The 19580-nt window shown below is 66.0% G+C and carries 19 protein-coding genes and 1 pseudogene; 9 read left to right on the top strand and 11 right to left on the bottom strand.

Going from position 1 to position 19580, the window contains the following annotated elements; translation table 11 throughout:
• The first annotated feature begins 15 nt into the window (after positions 1-15).
• A complete protein-coding gene (locus tag AAE021_RS13005; protein WP_342025410.1) occupies positions 16-1680 on the top strand; it encodes a thiamine pyrophosphate-binding protein in 1665 nt (554 codons plus the stop codon).
• 25 nt (positions 1681-1705) lie between these two features.
• On the opposite strand, the gene AAE021_RS13000 is transcribed toward AAE021_RS13005, so the two are convergent.
• Positions 1706-2320 carry a hypothetical protein gene (locus AAE021_RS13000; RefSeq protein WP_342022760.1) on the bottom strand — a complete coding sequence of 205 codons (615 nt, stop codon included), beginning with the start codon at positions 2318-2320 and terminating at the stop codon, positions 1706-1708.
• 14 nt (positions 2321-2334) lie between these two features.
• Positions 2335-2574, bottom strand: coding sequence for a hypothetical protein (locus tag AAE021_RS12995; protein ID WP_342022759.1), 240 nt, complete (start codon positions 2572-2574; stop codon positions 2335-2337).
• 164 nt (positions 2575-2738) lie between these two features.
• Here AAE021_RS12995 and AAE021_RS12990 point away from each other — a divergent pair, with 164 nt between their 5' ends.
• Together AAE021_RS12990 and AAE021_RS12985 are read left to right on the top strand one after the other, a co-directional pair.
• Complete coding sequence (locus AAE021_RS12990; RefSeq protein WP_342022758.1) at positions 2739-3236, top strand: MarR family winged helix-turn-helix transcriptional regulator; 498 nt, start codon at positions 2739-2741, stop codon at positions 3234-3236.
• Positions 3237-3361: 125 nt separating this feature from the next.
• A pseudogene (locus AAE021_RS12985) lies at positions 3362-4936 on the top strand (MDR family MFS transporter); the annotation flags it as partial.
• A gap of 75 nt (positions 4937-5011) precedes the next feature.
• Here AAE021_RS12985 and AAE021_RS12980 read toward each other — a convergent pair.
• From AAE021_RS12980 to AAE021_RS12970, 3 genes are read right to left on the bottom strand one after another with little or no spacing between them, the layout of a single operon-like run.
• Positions 5012-6238 (bottom strand): NAD(P)/FAD-dependent oxidoreductase, encoded by a 1227-nt coding sequence (locus AAE021_RS12980; protein WP_342022757.1) that lies wholly within the window; start codon positions 6236-6238, stop codon positions 5012-5014.
• Positions 6235-7029 carry a class I SAM-dependent methyltransferase gene (locus AAE021_RS12975; RefSeq protein WP_342022756.1) on the bottom strand — a complete coding sequence of 265 codons (795 nt, stop codon included), beginning with the start codon at positions 7027-7029 and terminating at the stop codon, positions 6235-6237. The genes AAE021_RS12980 and AAE021_RS12975 overlap by 4 nt, the downstream gene beginning before the upstream one ends.
• Positions 7026-8303 carry a type III polyketide synthase gene (locus tag AAE021_RS12970; RefSeq protein ID WP_342022754.1) on the bottom strand — a complete coding sequence of 426 codons (1278 nt, stop codon included), beginning with the start codon at positions 8301-8303 and terminating at the stop codon, positions 7026-7028. Before AAE021_RS12970 ends, AAE021_RS12975 begins: the two co-directional genes overlap by 4 nt.
• A gap of 243 nt (positions 8304-8546) precedes the next feature.
• Between AAE021_RS12970 and AAE021_RS12965 the strand changes: the two genes are divergently transcribed.
• Positions 8547-10031, top strand: a complete 1485-nt coding sequence (locus AAE021_RS12965; RefSeq protein WP_342022753.1) for an MFS transporter — start codon at positions 8547-8549, stop codon at positions 10029-10031.
• Between the two features lie 95 nt (positions 10032-10126).
• Complete coding sequence (gene mmsB, locus AAE021_RS12960; protein WP_342022752.1) at positions 10127-11035, top strand: 3-hydroxyisobutyrate dehydrogenase; 909 nt, start codon at positions 10127-10129, stop codon at positions 11033-11035.
• 20 nt (positions 11036-11055) lie between these two features.
• Here the strand turns inward: mmsB and AAE021_RS12955 are convergent, their stop codons facing one another.
• From AAE021_RS12955 to AAE021_RS12945, 3 genes are all read right to left on the bottom strand, one after another.
• Positions 11056-12648, bottom strand: coding sequence for a RecQ family ATP-dependent DNA helicase (locus tag AAE021_RS12955; RefSeq protein ID WP_342022751.1), 1593 nt, complete (start codon positions 12646-12648; stop codon positions 11056-11058).
• 137 nt (positions 12649-12785) lie between these two features.
• The gene (locus AAE021_RS12950) at positions 12786-13583 is read right to left on the bottom strand and encodes a cytochrome c oxidase assembly protein (RefSeq protein WP_342022750.1); all 798 of its coding nucleotides are present in this window, start codon (positions 13581-13583) and stop codon (positions 12786-12788) included.
• A gap of 1 nt (position 13584) precedes the next feature.
• Positions 13585-14061 (bottom strand): DUF2243 domain-containing protein, encoded by a 477-nt coding sequence (locus AAE021_RS12945; protein WP_342022749.1) that lies wholly within the window; start codon positions 14059-14061, stop codon positions 13585-13587.
• Positions 14062-14167: 106 nt separating this feature from the next.
• Here AAE021_RS12945 and AAE021_RS12940 point away from each other — a divergent pair, with 106 nt between their 5' ends.
• Entirely contained in the window at positions 14168-14464 is a 297-nt protein-coding gene (locus AAE021_RS12940) for a DUF503 domain-containing protein (RefSeq protein ID WP_342025409.1), read from the top strand.
• Here the strand turns inward: AAE021_RS12940 and AAE021_RS12935 are convergent.
• Together AAE021_RS12935 and AAE021_RS12930 are read right to left on the bottom strand one after the other, a co-directional pair.
• On the bottom strand, positions 14424-15182 hold the full coding sequence (locus tag AAE021_RS12935; RefSeq protein WP_342022748.1) for a DUF998 domain-containing protein: 759 nt from the start codon (positions 15180-15182) through the stop codon (positions 14424-14426). The genes AAE021_RS12940 and AAE021_RS12935 overlap by 41 nt on opposite strands.
• 66 nt (positions 15183-15248) lie before the next feature.
• On the bottom strand, positions 15249-15725 hold the full coding sequence (locus AAE021_RS12930) for a hypothetical protein (protein WP_342022747.1): 477 nt from the start codon (positions 15723-15725) through the stop codon (positions 15249-15251).
• Between the two features lie 179 nt (positions 15726-15904).
• Here AAE021_RS12930 and AAE021_RS12925 point away from each other — a divergent pair, with 179 nt between their 5' ends.
• From AAE021_RS12925 to AAE021_RS12915, 3 genes are all read left to right on the top strand, one after another.
• The gene (locus tag AAE021_RS12925; RefSeq protein ID WP_342022746.1) at positions 15905-16402 is read left to right on the top strand and encodes a DUF2975 domain-containing protein; all 498 of its coding nucleotides are present in this window, start codon (positions 15905-15907) and stop codon (positions 16400-16402) included.
• Positions 16402-16686, top strand: coding sequence for a helix-turn-helix transcriptional regulator (locus AAE021_RS12920; protein WP_342022745.1), 285 nt, complete (start codon positions 16402-16404; stop codon positions 16684-16686). Before AAE021_RS12925 ends, AAE021_RS12920 begins: the two co-directional genes overlap by 1 nt.
• Positions 16687-16769: 83 nt before the next feature.
• The gene (locus tag AAE021_RS12915) at positions 16770-19220 is read left to right on the top strand and encodes a Tex family protein (RefSeq protein WP_342025408.1); all 2451 of its coding nucleotides are present in this window, start codon (positions 16770-16772) and stop codon (positions 19218-19220) included.
• A 41-nt stretch (positions 19221-19261) separates the two neighbouring features.
• Here AAE021_RS12915 and AAE021_RS12910 read toward each other — a convergent pair whose 3' ends face one another.
• Positions 19262-19561: a hypothetical protein gene (locus AAE021_RS12910; protein WP_342022744.1), complete on the bottom strand. Its 300-nt coding sequence runs from the start codon at positions 19559-19561 to the stop codon at positions 19262-19264.
• Between the last annotated feature and the right edge of the window lie 19 nt (positions 19562-19580).

Here is a 19580-nt window from a genome sequence, read left to right as displayed (position 1 = left end):
ACCGCAATCGCGGTCATGCCGGACGCCGGGGCTGTGGTGCGCAACGGCGGAGACCTGGTGATCGAAACCCTCACCGCGCTGGGTGCCACCACTGTCTTCGGCATTCCCGGGCAGCATGCGCTGGGGCTCTTCGATGCGCTGTCCCGCTCCGACCTGCGCTTCGTCTCCTCACGGGTGGAGAATAACTCGGCCTTTGCCGCCGATGGATTCTCCCGCGCCACCGGCCAAGTAGGGGTGTTGTTCCTGTCCACCGGCCCCGGCGCCCTGACCGCGTTGTCCGGGCTGCAGGAAGCCTATGCCACCGGCGTTCCGATGGTGGTGGTTGCCAGTCAGATCCCGATTGAGGGCCTGGGGGCGCGCCGGCGTGGAATGCTGCACCAGTTGGATGACCAGAAGGCCTCGGCGGCTAACGTCACCAAAAGCCAGCGTTTGATCCAGCACGCGTCCGGCATTCCGTCGGCCATCCAGGACGCCTGGACTGAAGCCATCTCTTCACCGATGGGACCGGTGTGGCTGGAAGTGCCGCAAAACGTCCTGCTGAATCCGGTCCTGGTGCCGGCCGTGGAAGATGCACTGGCCGAACCCTTTGATAACCCGCCCCGCACCGAGCTGGTCAAGGAAGCCGTGCGCTGGCTCGCCGCCGCGGAACGGCCGGCCGTCATCGCCGGCGGCGGCACCCGCCGCGGCCGGGCCGAAGCGGATCTGCTGGCGCTCGCCGAAAAGCTGCGCGCACCGGTCATCTGCACCCCCGGCGGCAACGGCGCTTTCCCCTGGGAGCATGAGCTGTCCCTGCAGTCCTGGATTGAGGACCGCCACACCACCGAGGTCCTCGAGGACGCCGACGTGCTGCTCGTCATCGGATCCTCGCTGGGCGAGGTCACCTCCAACTACTTCACCCTGAAGCCGCGCGGCCGGATCATCCAGATCGATGCCGAACCGCGGGTGCTGGAATCCAATCAGCCGGCGCTGGGTATCCGGGCCGACGCCGGGCAGGCGCTCGCTGCCCTGGACCGCGCCATGGGCGAAGCTCTTGACGCTTCGCCCCGCCGGGCACCGGACTGGCACGGGTTCAGCCCGGAGGACGTTGTGGCTGCCACCCTGGCGAAGGTCTCCGCCCGGCTGGACAGCCAGGACCTGGGGATGGAGCGGGCCTTTATGGCTGATATCCGCGCCGCAGTTCCCGCCGGCATGCAGACGTACTGGGACATGACCATCTCCGCGTATTGGGCCTGGAGCTGCTGGGATGCAAAGTCCGGCCAGTTCCATTCGGCCCAGGGCGCGGGAGGCCTGGGCTACGGCTATCCGGGTGCCATTGGCGGCGCCGTGGGGCTGGGGGAGCGGGTGCTGGCCGTTTCGGGTGACGGCTCGGCCATGTATTCGATTGCCGAACTGGCCACCGCCCGGCAGCACAATCTGCCGGTTACCTGGCTGATTGTCGACGACGGCGGTTACGGGATCCTGCGCGAGTACATGGTCGAAGCCTTCGGCAAGGCCACGGCAACCGAACTGGCCGGGCCTGACTTCGTGAAGCTGGCCGAGTCCTTTGGAGTACCCGCGCGGCGGACAACGCCCGACGGCGTCCGGCAGGCCCTGGCGGAATCACTGGCTGCCGACGGTCCCAACGTGGTGGTGGTGGAGGCAACACTTGGCCTGTTCGCACCCACTCATCTGGGGCTGTGACCATCTGGGCTGTGACCAGCGGGCGCTATGCCGGCAGCGGGCGGATATAGAAGCAGTCCGGGAACCGGGTGGCGGCCGCATGCCAGCCGTCCCCGGCCGAGGGCATCGGCCGGGCGGAGAGCACCGAGACCCGTTTGGCCTCCCACGCCCGGTCATCGAGCTCGAGCACATGTTCACCATGCAGCGACTGGATGAGCCGCCAGCCCTGGGAGCCTGCCTCAGCCAGGTGATGCATTTCCTCACCGCGGGTGACCGGCCCGAGAATTCGAGTGGTCGCTGCCCCGGGTTCGGCGGCACCCCCGTTCGAAGCGTTGATGTGAGGTGCTCCGGGTACCCCGCCCGATAGGTAGTTCGGATCGAATCGCTGCTGGACCGCCTGCCGCGACGTGCCCAGGACGTTGCCGATTTTCGCCCAGCTGATGCCGGCGTCATGCGCTGCCCGGACAGCCTGTCCCTGTAAATCAGTGGAGATCCGCACCAGATCATGGAAGGACTCCACGGCCGTTAGCAGCTGCTCGGTGCTGGGGGACGTGTCTGAGGGCTCACTGGAGGGAACAGCTTCACTGGAAAGGACAGTTCCATGAGCCGCGGCTAGCCGGGACAGCTCGACGGCCAGCCGCGCGGCGGAGGATGAACTCATGTCGGAGGACGAACTCATGGGGCGTCGTCGCCGGGACGCCACGATCCGGCTCGGGATGCGGCCGCCGATCTCTGATGATGCGCCGTCAGAATCCAGGCAATGCCGGCGACGACGGCGATCCACCCGGTGAAGCTGACAATGAGGCCGGGAATGCCCATGCCGATGAACACTCCGACCACGCCGAGCGTGAGGCCGGCAATAATAACGGCGAACATCAGCCGCCTGGTCGATCTGATCTTCGCTTCCGGATTCATGGATGCAAGGCTAGCTTGCCTTCCTCGCGTCGGCAAGGCTACCTTGCCTGTCGCAGCCGGACTTTACAGATCGAATTCTTTTCCTTAGTTGGTTGACGCAGGCAAGTAACCTGTCTTATCGTTGCCTGAGGCAAACAATAAAGGGCTTCCCAGGCAGGTGTTTCGTGTCCGTAAACCAGCAGACAGCAGAAGAACTGATCACCCAAGTGTTTCGGCTGCAGCGCGAGCTGCGCTGCGTCGCCCAGCGCAGTACGGACCCCCGCGGCCCCGGAACAGCGCTCCAGGCAGTCCTGCGGCTTATCGGCGAACAGCCCGAAATCCGGGCAACGGAACTGGCGGGAAAGCTCGGCATCGGGGCAGCGGGCTTGAGCCGCCACATCTCGGAGCTCGTGGAAATGGGCTACGTAAGCCGGCGCCCGCACCCGGAGGACGGCCGGGCGTACCTCATCAGCCTGACCCCGGCCGGAACCTTGGCGGTTGCGGAAGAGATGCGCCGCCGGTCCGAACTGCTGCAGCAGATGCTGGATGACTGGACCAACGATGAAGCCTCCTCCGCCAGCGATTCCCTGGCCAAGCTGGCCGACACACTGCATGCATCGATCCGCGCAATGAAGCCGGGCACCCATCAAACGCCCATCCCGGCAGGAGAAAAAACGAAGTGACAGAGCCGCAAAGAGCCACCACCACAGAAAACCAGAACACCTCGACGCCCACCGGCAAGCCCGGCCGTCATCCCAAATCCGGGAAGAACGGCAAACCAGCACGCCAGGCCCAGGTCCCCGGCGAAATGAGCCATCGGCAAATCCTGCAGGCGCTGACCGGCCTGCTGGCCGCGCTGTTCACGGCCATGCTGAGCACCACCATCGTGGCCAACGCACTGCCGACCATCATGGCCGACCTGCACGGCACCCAGACCGACTTTGCCTGGGTGGTGACCGCGGCGCTGCTGGCCAATGCCGTTTCCACTCCCATTTGGGGAAAGCTTGCTGACCTGTTCAGCAAAAAGCTCCTCGTCCAGCTGAGCATCATCGTCTTCGTCATCGGATCCGTGGTGGCCGGGCTGGCCGACAACATGCCGGTCCTGCTGACGGCACGTGTCATCCAGGGCATCGGCATGGGTGGACTGACCGCCCTCGTGCAGGCCGTCATCGGATCGATCATTCCGCCGCGCGAACGCGGCCGGTACTCCGGCTACATGGGCGCCGTCATGGCGGTGGCCACCGCCGGGGGACCGCTGCTGGGCGGCTTCATCGTGGACAGCCCCCTGGGCTGGCGCTGGACCTTCTTCCTCTGCGTGCCGCTGGCCGTGGTGGCGCTGTTCCTGCTGCAGGTCACCCTTCGCCTGCCGCACACCCGCCGCAAGGTCAGCATTGACTGGCTGGGCTCGATCCTGCTCACCGCAGGCGTCTCTCTGCTGCTGATCTGGGTCTCGTTCGCCGGCAAGGCCGGTTACTACGAGTGGATGTCCTGGCAGACCGCTGCGATGGTTGGAACCAGCGTTGTGCTCCTGGCGCTGCTGGTCCTGGTGGAATCCAAGGTCCGTGAACCCATCATTCCGCTGAAGATCATCCGCGAACGCACCACTGCGCTGTCCATCGTGGCCTCGGTTGCCGTCGGCATTGCCATGTTCGGTTCCACCACCTTCCTGGGACAGTATTTCCAGATTGCCCGCGGCTACAGCCCCACGGAGGCCGGCCTGCTGATGCTGCCCATGATCGCCGGCAACCTGTTGGGATCCGTGGGCTCCGGCCAGCTGATCAGCCGGTTCGGCAAGTGGAAGCGGTACCTGATCGCCGGCACCCTGATGGTGATGGCCGGAACCGGGCTGGCTGGCACCATTGACCATGAAACCGACATGCTCCTGGTCAGCCTCTACATCTTCGTGCTTGGCCTGGGAATGGGCCTGCTCATGCAGAACCTCGTCCTGGCCGTCCAGAACACGGTCAAGGTTTCCGAAGTGGGATCGGCCAGTGCATCCATCGCGTTCTTCCGTACCGTTGGCGGCGCCGTGGGCGTCTCCGTCCTGGGCGCCGTGATGTCCAGCTCGGTCAGCAGCCGGGCGGCCGAGGGCCTACGGGCGGCCAACATTCCGGTGAGCGACGGCGGAGCCGGTGATTCGCTGGACATTGGCAGTTTGCCCGAAGCGGTCCAGGGCATCTTCCGTGCCGCGTACGGTGACGCCACCGCCACGATTTTCCAGATTGCCGCCGTCATTTCCGTGGTGGCGCTGATCGCGGTGCTCTTTATCAAGGAGAAGGTGCTGCGCCGCACCCTGGATATCCAGCCGACCGCCAAGATGCCCGCCGAGCCGGGCCTGGCCGGCGGATCCGAGATGCTGAACTCCGGTGCCATGTCCACTGTCCCCACGGCAGCGGCGGACACCCGGGGCAGCTCCGAAACCGGAACCGGCTCCCGATAGGCGCCCGCCGGCAGCCAGCTACTGCATGGTGAACCGGCGGGCCACCAGATTGCCTGCGGCCGGGACCTGGAAGAGCCGGGACAGCCCCGCGTTGCGGACCGCGAGCAGGCGGGGCGCCAGCGGCCGGCCGAGCATCATGTTCAGCTGGGCCTGAAGGGAAGCCACGACGGCGGCCCGGCGCCGGGTCCGCCCGTAGGCCGCCAGCTCCGCACCCACAGTGTCCCCGCGAAGCGATGCGGTGATGATCGGGGCCAGCTCGGCGGCATCCAGCCAACCGAGGTTCATGCCCTGCCCGCCGATCGGGCTCACCTCGTGGGCGGCATCGCCGATGAGCACGGTCCGGCCGCGCACCAGTTCACGCGCCAGGCCGGTGCGCACCGAGAAGGCGCTGAGCATGGTGTTGGTCTCCGGGTCCGGGCGAACCCCGGTGCGCTCGGCAACGAGGGCTGCCAGGTCCCCGGCCGTGGCCGCTCCCATCAGCGTGTCGGTGTGGGCGACCCAGCGACGGATGCCGCCGGGCAGCGGAAAGGACTCCACGATGCCCCCGGACTCCAGGTACAGCACGCCCACCGGGCCGTCACCGGTGGAATCCGCAAAGTCACCCATCAGATAGGTGTCCGGAAGTGCACGGGTCGGGCAGGGTGTCCCCAGCAGGGTACGCACAGGCGACCGGGCGCCGTCGGCTGCCACGATGATCCGGGCCGACGCCCCAAAGGCCGGGCCCGTATCAGCCTCATCCGCGCGTCCAGCCGCCGCCTCTGCCTCACCAGCGCGGCCGGTGGTGCCGCGCAGCAGCACCCGGCCGCCGTCGTCGTGCAGGCTGTCCACCCTCGCCCCGCGCACCAGCGCCTGCGGATCCAGTTCCCGCAGCCGGGCCTCCAGAATTGCCTCGGTCCGCAGCTGCGGCAGGGTCAGGACATACGGAAACCTGGAGGAGGCAGCGGAAAAATCCACCGCCGCCACGGGTCGGCCGCCGCTGCGGGCTTCACCGCGGCGGATCTGCACGCCTTCACTGCTCATCGTCTTAGCCACTCCGGCCTCCGCCAGCGCGGCCAGGGCCGGGGGATGGATGCCGATGGCCCGCGAGTGCGGGGACCTTTCCAGCCGCTGTTCCAGCACCTGGACGCTCACTCCGGCCTGGGCCAGCAGTACGGCGAGGAAGACGCCCACCGGTCCACCGCCCACCACCGCCACATCCGTGGCGGGCCGGGGAACGACGGCGGGTGGCAGCGGCAGCGCCGTCATCCCCGGTCTCCCGCCGCTGTGCGCATCAGCAGGTTCTGCCAGGGGTGCTGCTGCAGGCACTGCCAGCCGGGCGGGGCGGCGGCCGCAAGCTCCTCCGCCGTGTAGCTGCGCCGGATGGAGGTGAGCCCGTCCTGGCGGATAAAGCTCCCCGGGAAAAACGGCAGGGTTCCGGCGGAAAACAGGGCGTAACCCCAGCGGCTACGCTCTATGTCGCAGTGCAGGCTCAACCGGCTGCCCAGCGCTTCAGAGTCGGCGAGCAGGGCGGAGAACTGCGCGCCGGTGAGGTGATGCAGCACATGGTTGGAGATAACGACGTCGTAGCTCCGTCCCTCTTCGACCAGCTCCGAACTAAAGGCCCGGCGGAAGGTGAGGCCGGGCAGGGCCGGGCGCGACGACGCAAACTGATGCGCCCGCGCGTCGGGATCTATCCCGGTAATGTCCAGCCGCAGGCCGTCCCGGCGCGCCCAGCGGGCCAGCATGCGCGGCACGTCGCCGCCGCCGGAACCTATGTCCAGCAGGGTGTTGGTGCGGTCGGAGCTGAACTGCGGACGCAGGTAACGGACGTAGTTGCGCCTCCATCCGGACACCACGGAATTGATCAGCCAGAACTGGGCGTAGGTTCGCCGCAGCTTCTCCGGATCACAGTCCGGCCGGTCCATTTCCTCCACGGCTGCGGGGTCCCGTGCGGTCAGGGACCGAAGGTGCGGCGGTGTGAGGCGCCGCGACAAGGGTCCCTGTGCCAGGGAGCCCCGTGCCGTGGAGCTGGGCACCGTGGAGGGTTTGCCGCTCACACGCCCGCCGGGGCCGGAACCGCTGTCCGGTCCGGTGCCTCCGCCGTTTCCCGTGCAGCTGTTTGCCTCTGCGCCGGATCCTGCGCCTCATCCGCAGCGTGCACTTCCGCCTGCTCGCCAGCGGCTGCCGGTCCGGGATTCACCGGACCGCCAACCCTGGTGAAGAGCCCGGTTTCAACGGTCAGCCCGGGACCGAAGGCCATGGAACAGATGCGCTCGTTACCGCCGTTGAAGGGCTGGTCCAGGATGTGCTTGAGCACAAACAGCACGGTGGCGCTGGACATGTTGCCCCAGTTGCGCAGGGTTTCGCGGGCCGGAACCAGCTGTTCCTCGGTCAGGTCGAGCTTGGCCTCCACCTTGTCCAGGATGCTCCGCCCGCCGGGGTGGATGGCCCAGTGCTCAATGTCCCGGTACGGCAGCCCGGCCACGGAGGGGTCGCGGGCGAGCAGCGGTTCCAGGGCGCCGACAATGTGGTCGTCGATGATGTGCGGAACATAGGTTCCCAGCACCATCTCGAATCCCTCATCTCCGATGTTCCAGGCCATGGATTCCTCGCCCACCGGGGTCAGCACGGTTTCGAAGTGATCCAGCTGAATACCGGGGGCGTTGCCGGGCAGGTCACGGGCGGTGATGACGGCTGCGGCGGCGCCGTCGGCAAAGAGCGAAGAGCCCATGATGGTGTCCGGATCATTGGACGTGCGCACATGCAGGGAACACAGCTCGGCGCTGACCACGAGCACCACCGCTTCAGGATCGGCATCGCAGAAGGACTTTGCTGCCCGCATCGCCGGGAATGCGGCGTAACAGCCCATGAACCCCAGGTGGAACCGCTGCACTGAGGCGTTCAGGCCCAGTGCCCGGACCACCTTGTAATCCGGACCGGGGTTGAAGAATCCGGTGCAGGAGACGGTGATGACGTGCGTAATGTCCCCGGGGCCGATGCCCTCACAAGCGTCGACGGCTTTTTGGGCTGATTCAATGAAGAGTTTGGTGGCTTCAGTGGCGAAAATATCGTTTCGGGTTTTGGTGCTGGGGCTGAGCATCTTCCCGGAGGCTGAGTCAAAAAATACGGGGTTTTCCGACCGGTGCGTCAGGGAAAGTTCTTCAAGAGCGGTGCGTCGGGTGTCGATGGCCGCTGAATTGAAGCATGTGCTAACGAGCCTTTGTCCCAGCCTGGTGAGGCCGGGCTGGGCGGCGAATACATCCCGTGCTTCGGTTTGGACCAGCACGGTGGGCGGAACAGCAATTTCCAGTGATCTGAGGGTAACCGTCATAGTCCATTCTTAGGGGAATGTTCTGTAGGACACAATGCCCGGGTTCGCCGTGAAGTACCCGGCGGCACCGGGAGCGGCCGTCAGAGCCCTGCACGCCATTGTCTAAATAATGTACGGCGCGCCGTGTACCGGGAAGCGTTGAACAGGCCAGGTTATGCGGCCATACTCTAACCATCATCAGCTGCCCCGGCAGTTTTTGGTGCTTACATGCAGTGTCAACGGAGACATCTTCAGGAGCATCCAATGAGTACAGAAATTCCACGGCAGGGCAGAGCGCGGACAGGCAGCGGCAGGGAAGCGGCTCCCGAAGGGCTGAAGAAAGTAGTTGCGGCCTCCATGGCCGGGACGGTAGTCGAGTGGTACGAGTTTTTCCTCTATGCAGCGGCTTCGACGCTGGTTTTCGCGAAACTGTTTTTCCCCAATGCGAACACCGAACTGGACGGCATCATCGCCGCCTTCGTGACCTACGCCGTCGGCTTTGTCGCACGGCCCATCGGTGGAATCGTGTTTGGGCACTTCGGTGACAAACTCGGCCGGAAAAAGCTGCTCCAGCTCAGCATCATCCTGGTGGGCGTTTCCACGTTCCTCATGGGATGCCTGCCGGGATTCAACGAGCTGGGGTACTGGGCTCCGGGTTTGCTGGTGCTGCTGCGTTTCATCCAGGGCTTCGCCGTGGGCGGCGAGTGGGGTGGCGCCGTGCTGCTGGTGGCGGAACACAGTCCCAATAAGTCGCGCGGCTTCTGGTCCAGCTGGCCGCAGTCAGCGGTGCCCATGGGCAACCTGCTCGCCACCGGTGTGCTGTTCATCCTCTCTTCCACCCTGTCCGAAGCCGCGTTTTTGGGCTGGGGCTGGCGCGTGGCGTTCTGGCTCTCCGCGGTGATCGTGCTGGTGGGGTACTACATCAGGACCAAGGTCAGCGACGCACCCATCTTCTTGGAGGCCCAGAAAGAAGTTGAGCAGGAGGCCAAGGGGTACGGGGTTCTCGAAGTCTTCAAGCGGTACCCCCGCGGCGTCTTCACCGCCATGGGACTGCGGTTTGCCGAGAACATCCTGTACTACCTCGTCGTGACCTTCTCCATCACCTACCTCCGTCTCGTGGTCGAGGTGGATACGTCACGGATTCTGCTGCTGCTGCTTGTTGCCCACTTCATCCACTTCTTGGCGGTGCCGATGGTGGGCCGCATGTCGGACCGGCTGGGACGGCGTCCGGTGTACCTTGCCGGAGCACTCCTGGGCGCCACGTGGGGCTTTTTTGCCTTCCCCATGATGGATACCGGTAATGACCTGATGATTCTGGCGGCCGTGACGATCGGGCTGTTGTTCCACGCGCTGATGTATGCCGGGCAGCCGGCCATTATGGCGGAAATGTTTCCCACCCGGATGCGCTATTCCGGTGTTTCCCTGGGGTACCAGGTGACGTCGATCGTCGCCGGTTCGCTGGCTCCAATCATTGCGAGTTCGTTGCTGGAGCGGTACAACTCCTCCACACCGGTGGCGATCTACCTGCTCATTGCCTGTGCCGTCACTGCGGTTTCCGTGCTGGTGCTGCGGGAAACCAACGGCATTTCCCTGCAGGATGTGGACGCCGCTGATGCCCAGGGAACGGCGGACCTGCTGGCGGCCTCCAAGAGTGCCGAGGCCAAGCGTGCCGAGTCCTCCGGCGCTGAGGCCTCGGAGAATGAGGCCTCCGGGACCTCCCGGGCGGCCACCAGGAGGAACCGAAAGTAGCAGGCACTCCGCTGTGAAGGCACTGCGGCGGAGTGCCAGTCAGAATTTTCGCAACCTGCGCCCCGCAGGTGCCGGACAAACAAGGGAGTTGGATCATGGCTGCAGTGGGATGGATTGGCCTGGGAAACATGGGCGGCTACATGTCGGCCAACTTGGTGAAAGCCGGGCACACGGTCCGCGGCTACGACCTGAATCCGGCGGCGGTAGCCGCCGCGCAGGAGCGCGGAGTGCAACCCGTGGACAGCATTGCCGACGCCGTAACCGGTGCCGATGTCGTCTTCACCATGCTTCCCAAGGGCGAGCATGCCCGGGCGGTGTATCTGGGGGATGGCGGGGTACTGGCATCCGCTGACACCCGAACCCTGCTGGTGGATTCGTCCACCATTGACGTTGAATCGGCCCAGGAACTGCACAACGCAGCCGCTGCCGGCGGCTACCGTTTTGTCGATGCCCCCGTTTCCGGCGGAATCAGCGGTGCCGAGGCAGGCACCCTGACGTTCATGGTTGGCGGCGAAGCGGACGCTGTCCGGGATGCCGCCGGGTACATCGAGCCAATGGCGGGCAACATCATTCCCACCGGCGGAGCCACCACCGGCCAGGCGGCGAAAATCTGCAACAACCTGATGCTGTTTATCAATCTTGCCGGCGCTGCCGAGGGCGCCGTCCTGGCCGACCGTCTGGGGCTGGACAAGCAGGTGTTCTGGAATATTGCGTCGGTGTCCTCCGGCGACAGCTGGGCGCTGCGCACCTGGTACCCCATTCCCGGCGTCGTGCCCTCCGCCGCATCCAACCGTGACTTCGCTCCAACGTTTACCGCCGAACTGGCCAACAAGGACATCAACCTGGCCATCGCAGCTGCCAGGGACACCGGAACTCCACTGGAAATCGGCGAACACGTCCAACAGCTTTTCCAGCGCCTGGTGGATGCCGGCCTGTCCGCCAAGGACTGCTCCATGATTGTCCAGCTGGTGGATGGAACCCTGGCGGCGGAGACCCGCACCTGAGCCTTGGATCATTCCGGGAGCTATTCGGCGGAGTTCTCCGTGCCGGCACCGGCAGGCTTGAGCAGGTCCTTTTCCAGGACCAAATCCACCGAAAGCGTCTTGTAGCCCTCGCTTTCGAAGAGCACGGTGACGGTGCCGTCGTCGTAACTCATCACCATGCCCGGACCCCACTCGCGGTGGGCCACTGGCGACTGCAGCGGGAAGGGTCTCGGCCCCTGCTCCTCGACGGGCTCCGGCGCGGTGTCCGCCTGCGCCGCGGCTTTCTCACAGTTGTCGCAGTTTCCGCAGGGCGCCCCGAGCTGCTCGCCGAAATAGCCCAGCAGGAATTCCCTGCGGCAGCCGGTGGTCTCGGCATACTGGCGGGCCATATCCACGCGCGACTGGTCGATGTGCTCCCGCCGCTGGGCAAAGGCAACGGCAGCATCAACGGCGTCCTCCGGGCCCATGGTCCCCGCCCGGTAGACGCCGGAATCCTCCGTCACGGCGCCCGATTCCCGGAGCAGGTTCAGCAGCCCGCCCAATTTCCGTGAACTGACGCCCAGGTCGGCGCGCAGCTCGGCGGCGGTGGCGCCGCCGTCGCGCGCCCGCAGGACAGCCAGCAGCTGCGCAAGCCCGTCGGCATCCGGAGTTTTGCTGGCAAAAAACCGGCGCAGCCCCAGATCCTCCGGCCGGTAGTGCAGGACGGCGTGGGCCGGCTTGCCGTCCCGGCCGCCGCGGCCAATCTCCTGGTAATAGCTGTCGATGGAGTCTGGAATCGCGGCGTGCACCACAAACCGGACATTCGGCTTATCGATCCCCATGCCGAAGGCACTGGTGGCGGCCACCACGTCCACGTCGTCGTCCAGGAATTTCCGGTGCACCTCCCCGCGGTCCCGGGCCCGCCGGGATGAATGGTAGGACTCGGCGCGCAGGCCCCGTTCTTCCAGCCCTGCGGCGTACTCCTCGGTTTCACGCCGGGTGGCCACGTACAGCAGTCCCGGGCCGGGCAACTCCGGCACCGATTCCAGGACCGCGCGGTGCTTGTCATCGGCCGAAACATGCATCTGCACGGCCAGGTGCAGGTTGGGCCGATCGAACCCGTGGGCCAGGACCAGCGGGTCCCGCAGGTTCAGCGAGGTGATAATTTCGCTGCGCACGGGAGGTGCGGCAGTGGCGGTCAGGGCCAGGACCGGACGCCCCAGGGCCTGGACCAAGGTGCCGAGCTGCAGATAATCGGGCCTGAAGTCGTGGCCCCAGGAAGAAACGCAGTGTGCCTCGTCAATGACAAGGAGGGAAACGTCCAAAGCTGCGAGCCGCTCCGAGACGTCCTCCCGGGCCAGCTGTTCAGGGGCGAGGAACAGGAACTTGGCCCGCACCGCTTCGTCCGGGTTCTGCGCCGCAGCCCAGGCTTCATCGATGGCCCCCTGTGCCTGCGTGGAATTCAGCACCCAGGCACGGCCGCGGCCGGCGGCTTCGTTGATGGCGTCCGCCTGGTCGCGCTGCAGGGCTATCAGCGGAGAAACGACGACGGCGACACCGGGAAGCGTCAGTGCAGGCACCTGATAGATGCCCGACTTTCCGTAACCGGTGGGCATCACGCAAAGCGCGTCCCGCCCGCCGGCGACGGCTTCCATTGCTTCCAGTTGTCCGTTCCGAAAATTGTCCCAACCGAAGATATCGGCGGCGGTCCTTAACAGATCTTGGCGGCTGATGGTCATGGAACCCCTTTGTGGTGCGGCGGCCGTCCCATCGGCCGCAGATAATACTAAGCCTACTGATGATACTGCCGGGAGTGATACTGCGGCGAGGCGGCAGATCCGCGCGGCCGGGTTGAGACGTACCACTGGCGGCACAGCAGAACCACCACTGCCAGTTCCACGGCGCCGCCGCCGTAATAGAGGATCATCGCACCGGCTTCCCCTGCCGCCTGCGGCACCCCGGGCGGCGGCTGCGCGTACAGGGTTTTGGTGAGGATGTTGTGGCTGGCCGTCGCGCCGATCAGAACGGCGGCGCGGAACCCGAATCCGACACGGTGCGGCATCGGATCCCGGCCCACCAGCACCGCGGTGTACAGGTAGCCGGCCGCGGCCAGGTGGAAGGTCACCAGCCAGTGGACGGGCATCGAAGCCTGCATGGCGGCAAAAACGCCGGTACGGAACATCACCACCATGCCGCCGACATTCAGTACGGCGGCCGTGAGCGGAAAGGTCAAGACCCGCAGCGGCCGGCTGCGCAGCACCCCGGCCAAGCGCCGGGCCGGCACCACGTCAAGGGTCCGCAGCGCCAGCGACACCGGGCGGGACAGCACCAGCAGAAGCGGTCCCAGCATTCCGGCCAGCACATGGGCCACGGCCAGGACAGCGAAATCCTCATGGCTTTGCGCAGCCAGCGGGTTCAGGACGGTGGCGAGGACAGCAACCACTCCTGCTGTGAAAAGCAGCGCCCGGTGCACCGGCCAGCCTCGGGACCGGGAAGAAAGGGCCCCGGCCCAATAGGCGGCCGCAGCCGCGGCGGCGGGAATCAGGAACACCAGCTCTGCGCCGGAGCCGCCCTGCTCGTGGCCGTGCACTTTAGACTCCGGCCGGAGCTGCCGCGTCGTGCCGGGTCCGGTACAGCAGCGCAGCTCCGGCGAGGATCATCAGGACAGCAGCCGCATTCCACAGCAGGTCATAGGGCAGCAGCGGCACGTTGTAGCGGATCTGGTGCAGGCCCATCAGTTTGTGCTGGACGGTTCCGTCATAGAGCTGGAACGCGCCGGTGCCGAGCAGGACGGCCCCGGCCCAGCGGGCGGGCAGCAGGATGGCCCGCCGGCGCAGGTCAGCGAAGAGGAAAAGCCCCGCCACAACGGCAAACCAGCCGAAGGCGTGGAACAGGCCGTCGGAAAAGAGTCCGACGGCGGTGGTGGACTTGTCGTAGAAATGGTGCCACTGCAGCAGCTGGTGAAAAACGACTTCGTCCACGAAGGCCGCAATCCCAATTCCCACCAGTACCCCGGAGAGAACATTGCGGCGGCGCGGACGGACTGGGGATCTGCTGGACGTGCTCATCCAGAGAAGATAGCACTGCCTCCGCGGCATGTGCACGGGGTCTGCCATCGTCATCCCGGGTGCCGGCGGCTGGCGCGGTGCGCACGCGGTGTACCACCATGGGGCCATGTGGATGGGCACTCTTGAATTCGACCTGCTCCTGGGAGACGTGCACTCGCTCAAGGAAAAGCGATCCGTCATTCGTCCGATCATGGCCGAGATCCGGCGCAAATATGAGGTATCCGTGGCGGAGGCGGGTCAGCCGGAACTGCACCGGCGGGCGGAAATTGGTGTGGGGCTGGTGTCCGCCTCCAGCGGCCACATCACTGAGGTGCTGGACGCCGTCGAACGGCTGGTGGCCGCCCGCCCCGAGACCGAGCTGCTTAGTTCCCGCCGGAGGGTGTTCTCCAGTGATGACTTCTGACTCCGCTGGCAGCATCCGATGCTGCTGCGGAGGACTCTGGGGATAGTGCGGCCGGCTGGATGGGCTGGATCGGCTGGATCCGCAGCAGGAGCAGCGCCGTGCCAACACCCCAAAGGTTCAGGGAGTCAAAGGCAATGCGTTCGGTAAGCCCAAGACCCAGGCCAGGTACGGCGGGCTGTCCTCCCACAGCGGTGATGAACAGGGCAAACCCGACAACGGAGACCAGCAGGACTGCCGCGGTGAGTCCGGCGACAGCCCGGTATTCGGATTTGCTGCGCACGGCGAGGATGAGAAGGCCCATTCCGCACCACTGGAAAACAGCCTGCAGCAGGGCTGCGGCGTTGTGGCCGTCGGGGTGCAGATCCAAGGGGAGGATCCCAACTGCTGCCAGCAGCAGTCCTCCCACGGCCAGGAAACCCAAGGCGATCCGGCCCAGGCGGAGGTTGGGCCATGCCGACCACAGCAGTGCGCAGCCGGCGGCAAGGAGCAGTCCGTTGCCCACCGTTGATGCGTTGGCCATGAGGTGCCACGGTGAGCATATGCCGCGCTCCACGCGCGTCCCGGCGTCGTACATCCCGCAGGCGGTGACCCCAAGGTCACTGATGAGGTTCTGCGACCAGGAGTACTTCTGCGGCCACTGCAGCGCCGCGGCGATCTGCGCCGGATAAACCATGGCGCATAAAATCCAGCACAGGGCCCCCCACCTGATTTTTGTCATGAGCCGAGCGTACATTTTGGAGCGCTGCGAACCGTTTTGTGTCGACGGTCCGGAGCGGTACGCCCGCTACCTCTGCTGGGACTCCTGCTCGGGTGCGGAAACCCGAAATAGTTGTGCTTTCCGGACGCCTTGGAGGGCCAGCAGCGCCGCCGCTGACGACACCCCAATCAGGAGCATGAAGGGGGCAATAAAGCCCAGATTACGCAGCTGCACTTCCAGGGGGCGTGTGTCAGGCTGGACGGGCAGGCCGGTTTCCGGATCCATCGTTACCGTGTACCCGTAGTCAGGAATTGAACCGTCCTCCAAGGCTCCGCCGAGCCACAGGAAACCGATGCCGATCAGAATGCCGGTGAATATCCACGCGGCCAGGAAAGGGCTGTTCCGCCGCCGCGGCTGGGGATAGTTGACCGGGGCGCCGCCGTCCTCCGGAGGGAACGCTTCTGAGGAATAAGTATGTTCGCTCCCGGCCGGAGCACCGACTTCGCGGATGCGCACGCCGCCGCTCCACCCTTGCCCGGATTCGGCCCTTCTCCTGTTGTCCATGTCGGCACCCTAGCCCGTTACCAAAGCCGGTTGGGTTGCGACCCACCGGGGGCAGGCGGGAGCCCTTGTCTTTCCTCTCGATTATCGATAGATTCTTTCTGTTGCTCGGTCGCAGTGGAACGGTAAGTCCTGCGGATGGCCGGCAAGTAGCCGGCGAGTATCGGGAAGAAGGAACTGCCATGGGAAAACTGACCATCCTCGCGCTGCGCATCGTGATGGCGGTGGTACTGGCCGGAACACTGTTCGTGCAGGCCGTCATGGTGCCGCTGCTCGCCATTGACCTGGGCGAAGCGGGTCCGGCTGCCGAGGCCGTGCGTCTTCCGGTGATCGTGATCGTTGTCCTGGGGCTCATTGCGGTGCAGGTCGTTCTGGTGTGTGTCTGGTGCCTGCTCACCATGGCGCGCCGGGGAACCGTCTTTTCGCCGGCGGCGTTCCGCTACGTCGATGTTGTCATCGCAGCCGTTTCCGCCGCTGCACTGCTGTTGTTTGGGCTCGGCGCAGTCCTGGCCCCGGGAGAAGGTGTTGCTCCCGGCGTCGTGCTGCTGATTGGCGGGGCAGGGGTGGCGGTTGCCGGAGTGGCGCTGATTGTCCTGGTGCTGAGGGCGCTGCTGGCCCAGGCGGTGGCCATCGATGCCGAAGCGTCCCACCTGCGCACCGAGCTGAACGAGGTTATTTGATGCCCATCATCGTTGACATTGACGTTATGGTGGCGAAGCGCAAAATGCCGGTGGGCGTGCTGGCCGAACGGATCGGCATTACCCCCGCCAACCTGGCGGTCCTGAAGAACGGGCGTGCCAAAGCCGTCCGGTTTACCACCCTGGCTGCGCTGTGCGAAGTGCTGGAGTGCCAGCCTGGAGACCTGCTGCGCTGGGAGCCCGGCGACGAGGACGAAGCGGACGACGCCGGAGTGCTGAGCAGTGCCGAAGGTGCGGCCACAGTTGACCGCACCCACGGGCGATAGGGAACAATGGCCGGGTGAGTCTTCCCCCGGTACAGCCCAAAGAATCAAAGCCCGAACCAACGTCCTCCCAGAAGGCCGCCCAACTGGCCACCGACCGTGTCTGCGCTTTGATTGCCGCGGAGCTCGGGGTTGCGGCCTGGCAGGTGCGAGCCGCCGTCGATCTGCTGGACGCGGGCTCCACTGTGCCCTTCATTGCCCGCTACCGCAAGGAAGCCACGGGCACGCTCGACGATACGCAGCTGCGTGAACTCGATGACCGGCTGCGGTACCTGCGCGAACTGGAGGAACGGCGGGCAGCGGTCCGGGAAGCCATCGACAGCCAGGGCAAGCTGACCCCGGCGCTGGAAGCGGCACTTGATGCTGCCGAAACCAAGTCCCGGCTCGAAGACATTTACCTGCCCTACAAGACCAAACGCCGAACCAAAGCCCAGATTGCCCGTGAGGCCGGCCTGGAGCCGCTGGCCGAAGCACTGCTGGCCAACCCCCAGCTGGAGCCGGAGCGTGCCGCCGCCGGATATCGAAATGACACTGTTCCGGATGCCGCGGAGGCGCTCGCCGGAGCACGCGCCATCCTGATTGAACGGGCAGGGCAGGATGCGGACCTGCTCACCGAACAGCGCGAGCGGCTGTGGAAGCAGGGCCGGATGCGTTCACGGGTGAAAGCGGGCAAGGAAGCTGAAGGCCAGAAGTTTGCCGATTACTTTGATTTTGCGCAGTCACCATCGGGAATGCCCTCACACCGGGTCCTGGCCCTGCTGCGCGGAGAGAAGGAAGGCATCCTGGACCTGGACCTTGCGGAGGCGGACCCGGCTGACGCCGCGGCGCTTGCCGCCGCCCGGCAGAAGTACGAACGGGCGGTGGCGGCAAGTCTGGGCATCGCGGACCGCGGCCGGCCGGCGGACGCGTGGTTGCTGCAGACTGCGCAGCTGGCGTGGCGGCGGATTCTGGCCAAACTCTCCATCGACCTGCGCGTGCGGCTGTTCACCTCGGCCGAAGAAGAAGCAGTCCGGGTGTTCGCCGCGAATCTCCGCGATGTCCTGCTGGCAGCCCCGGCCGGCAACCGCGCAACACTGGGCCTGGACCCGGGCCTGCGCACCGGAGTGAAGGTGGCCGTCGTGGACGGCACCGGACAGCCGGTGGCCACCGACACCATTTATCCGCACGCCCCCGCCCGCAAATGGGACGAAGCTCTGTCCCGGCTGGCCGCACTGGTGCAGGAGCACGGTGTGGATCTCATTGCGATTGGCAACGGCACCGCGTCGCGCGAAACCGACAAATTGGCCACCGAACTGATCCGGCTGCTTCCGCAGGCAGGCCTGCAGAAACTTGTGGTCTCCGAAGCTGGCGCATCAGTCTATTCGGCGTCGGCCCTGGCCTCGTCCGAACTGCCGGGCATGGATGTTTCGCTGCGCGGCGCGGTGTCCATCGCGCGCCGGTTGCAGGATCCGCTCGCCGAGCTGGTGAAGATTGATCCGAAGTCGATCGGTGTGGGTCAGTACCAGCACGACGTCGGAGCGGCCAAGCTGGAACGGTCACTGAACGCGGTGATTGAGGACTGCGTCAACGCCGTGGGCGTGGACGTGAACACGGCGTCGCCGGCACTGTTGACGCGGGTCGCCGGCGTCGGTCCACTGCTGAGCGAGAACATTGTGGCCTTCCGTAACGAGAACGGCCCCTTCGCCCGGCGTGCGGACCTCAAGAAGGTGCCCCGCCTCGGCGCCAAGGCGTTTGAGCAGTGCGCAGGCTTCCTGCGGGTGACGGCAGGCTCCGAGCCGCTGGATGCATCGAGCGTGCACCCGGAGTCCTACGGCATTGCCCGCCGCATCCTCGCCGCAGCGGGGGCGGAGATGAGTCCGGCCGGAGCAGCGCTGGATACCCTGGAACCGTCGGCTTTCGTGGACGAGTCAGCCGGGTTGCCGACCATCCTGGACATCGTGGCCGAGCTGCGCAAACCCGGGCGTGATCCGCGTCCGGCCTTCCGCACGGCCACGTTTTCCGAAGGGGTCGAAAAAATCAGTGACCTCCGCGCCGGGATGGTGCTGGACGGCGTAGTCACCAATGTGGCGGCCTTCGGGGCTTTTGTGGACGTGGGCGTGCACCAGGACGGACTGGTGCACATTTCCGCCATGTCCAGCACTTTCATCTCCGACCCGCGCGACGTCGTGAAGTCCGGTCAGGTGGTCAAGGTCCGGGTGCTGGAGGCTGATCCGGAACGCAAGCGCATTTCCCTCACGCTGCGCTTGGACGAGGACGCAGCCGCTCCCCGGGAGCCGCGGACGCCGCGGAAGGACCGGAACGGCCGGAATGACCGAAATGACAGGAACGAGCGGAACAACCGGAATATGGGACAGAACGCCGCAAAGAACCTTCCTGCAAAGGGATCCGATGCCAACAGCTCCGGCAAGGGCGCGGCGCCCGCGCGCAGCGCCAAAGCGGGCAGTCCGGCGCCGGGCAACAACCGGCGCCGTCCGCCAGCTGCCGCCCCGGCGCAGGGGCCGATGGCCGAGGCGCTGCGCCGGGCCGGACTGGTCTAGCGCCGGCCTGGTCTAGCGGCGGACTGGTCTAGGGCGGGAGCTTAGCCGTCCGCGGACTCTGGTTCATTCAAGGCATCCTCGGGCGCTGATCCCCGGCCGCCATCCGCCCCTGAACCGTTCGAGGCGCTCGAAGGGTTCAGGCTGCCGGAATCAGCGGTGCCGCCGGAATGGCCGGCGGGAACGGTGCCGCCCGGAGACGTGCCCTGAGCATCGCGGATGTTCGAGGCACTGTCCGGTGACGAGCCGGGCCGGCGCGGATCGCCGGTGGGTTCGGGCTGCGGTGCGCTGGGGCCCAGGGGATCCTCGTCGGTGTTGGCGGGGCCGGTGGGTTCAGTGGTCATGGGAGATCCTCTCGAAATG

Source organism: Arthrobacter citreus, assembly GCF_038405225.1.
Classification (GTDB): Bacteria; Actinomycetota; Actinomycetes; order Actinomycetales; family Micrococcaceae; genus Arthrobacter_B; species Arthrobacter_B citreus_A.
Note: the sequence above shows the minus strand (reverse complement) of the source record. Positions and strands in the feature narration are given on the sequence as shown.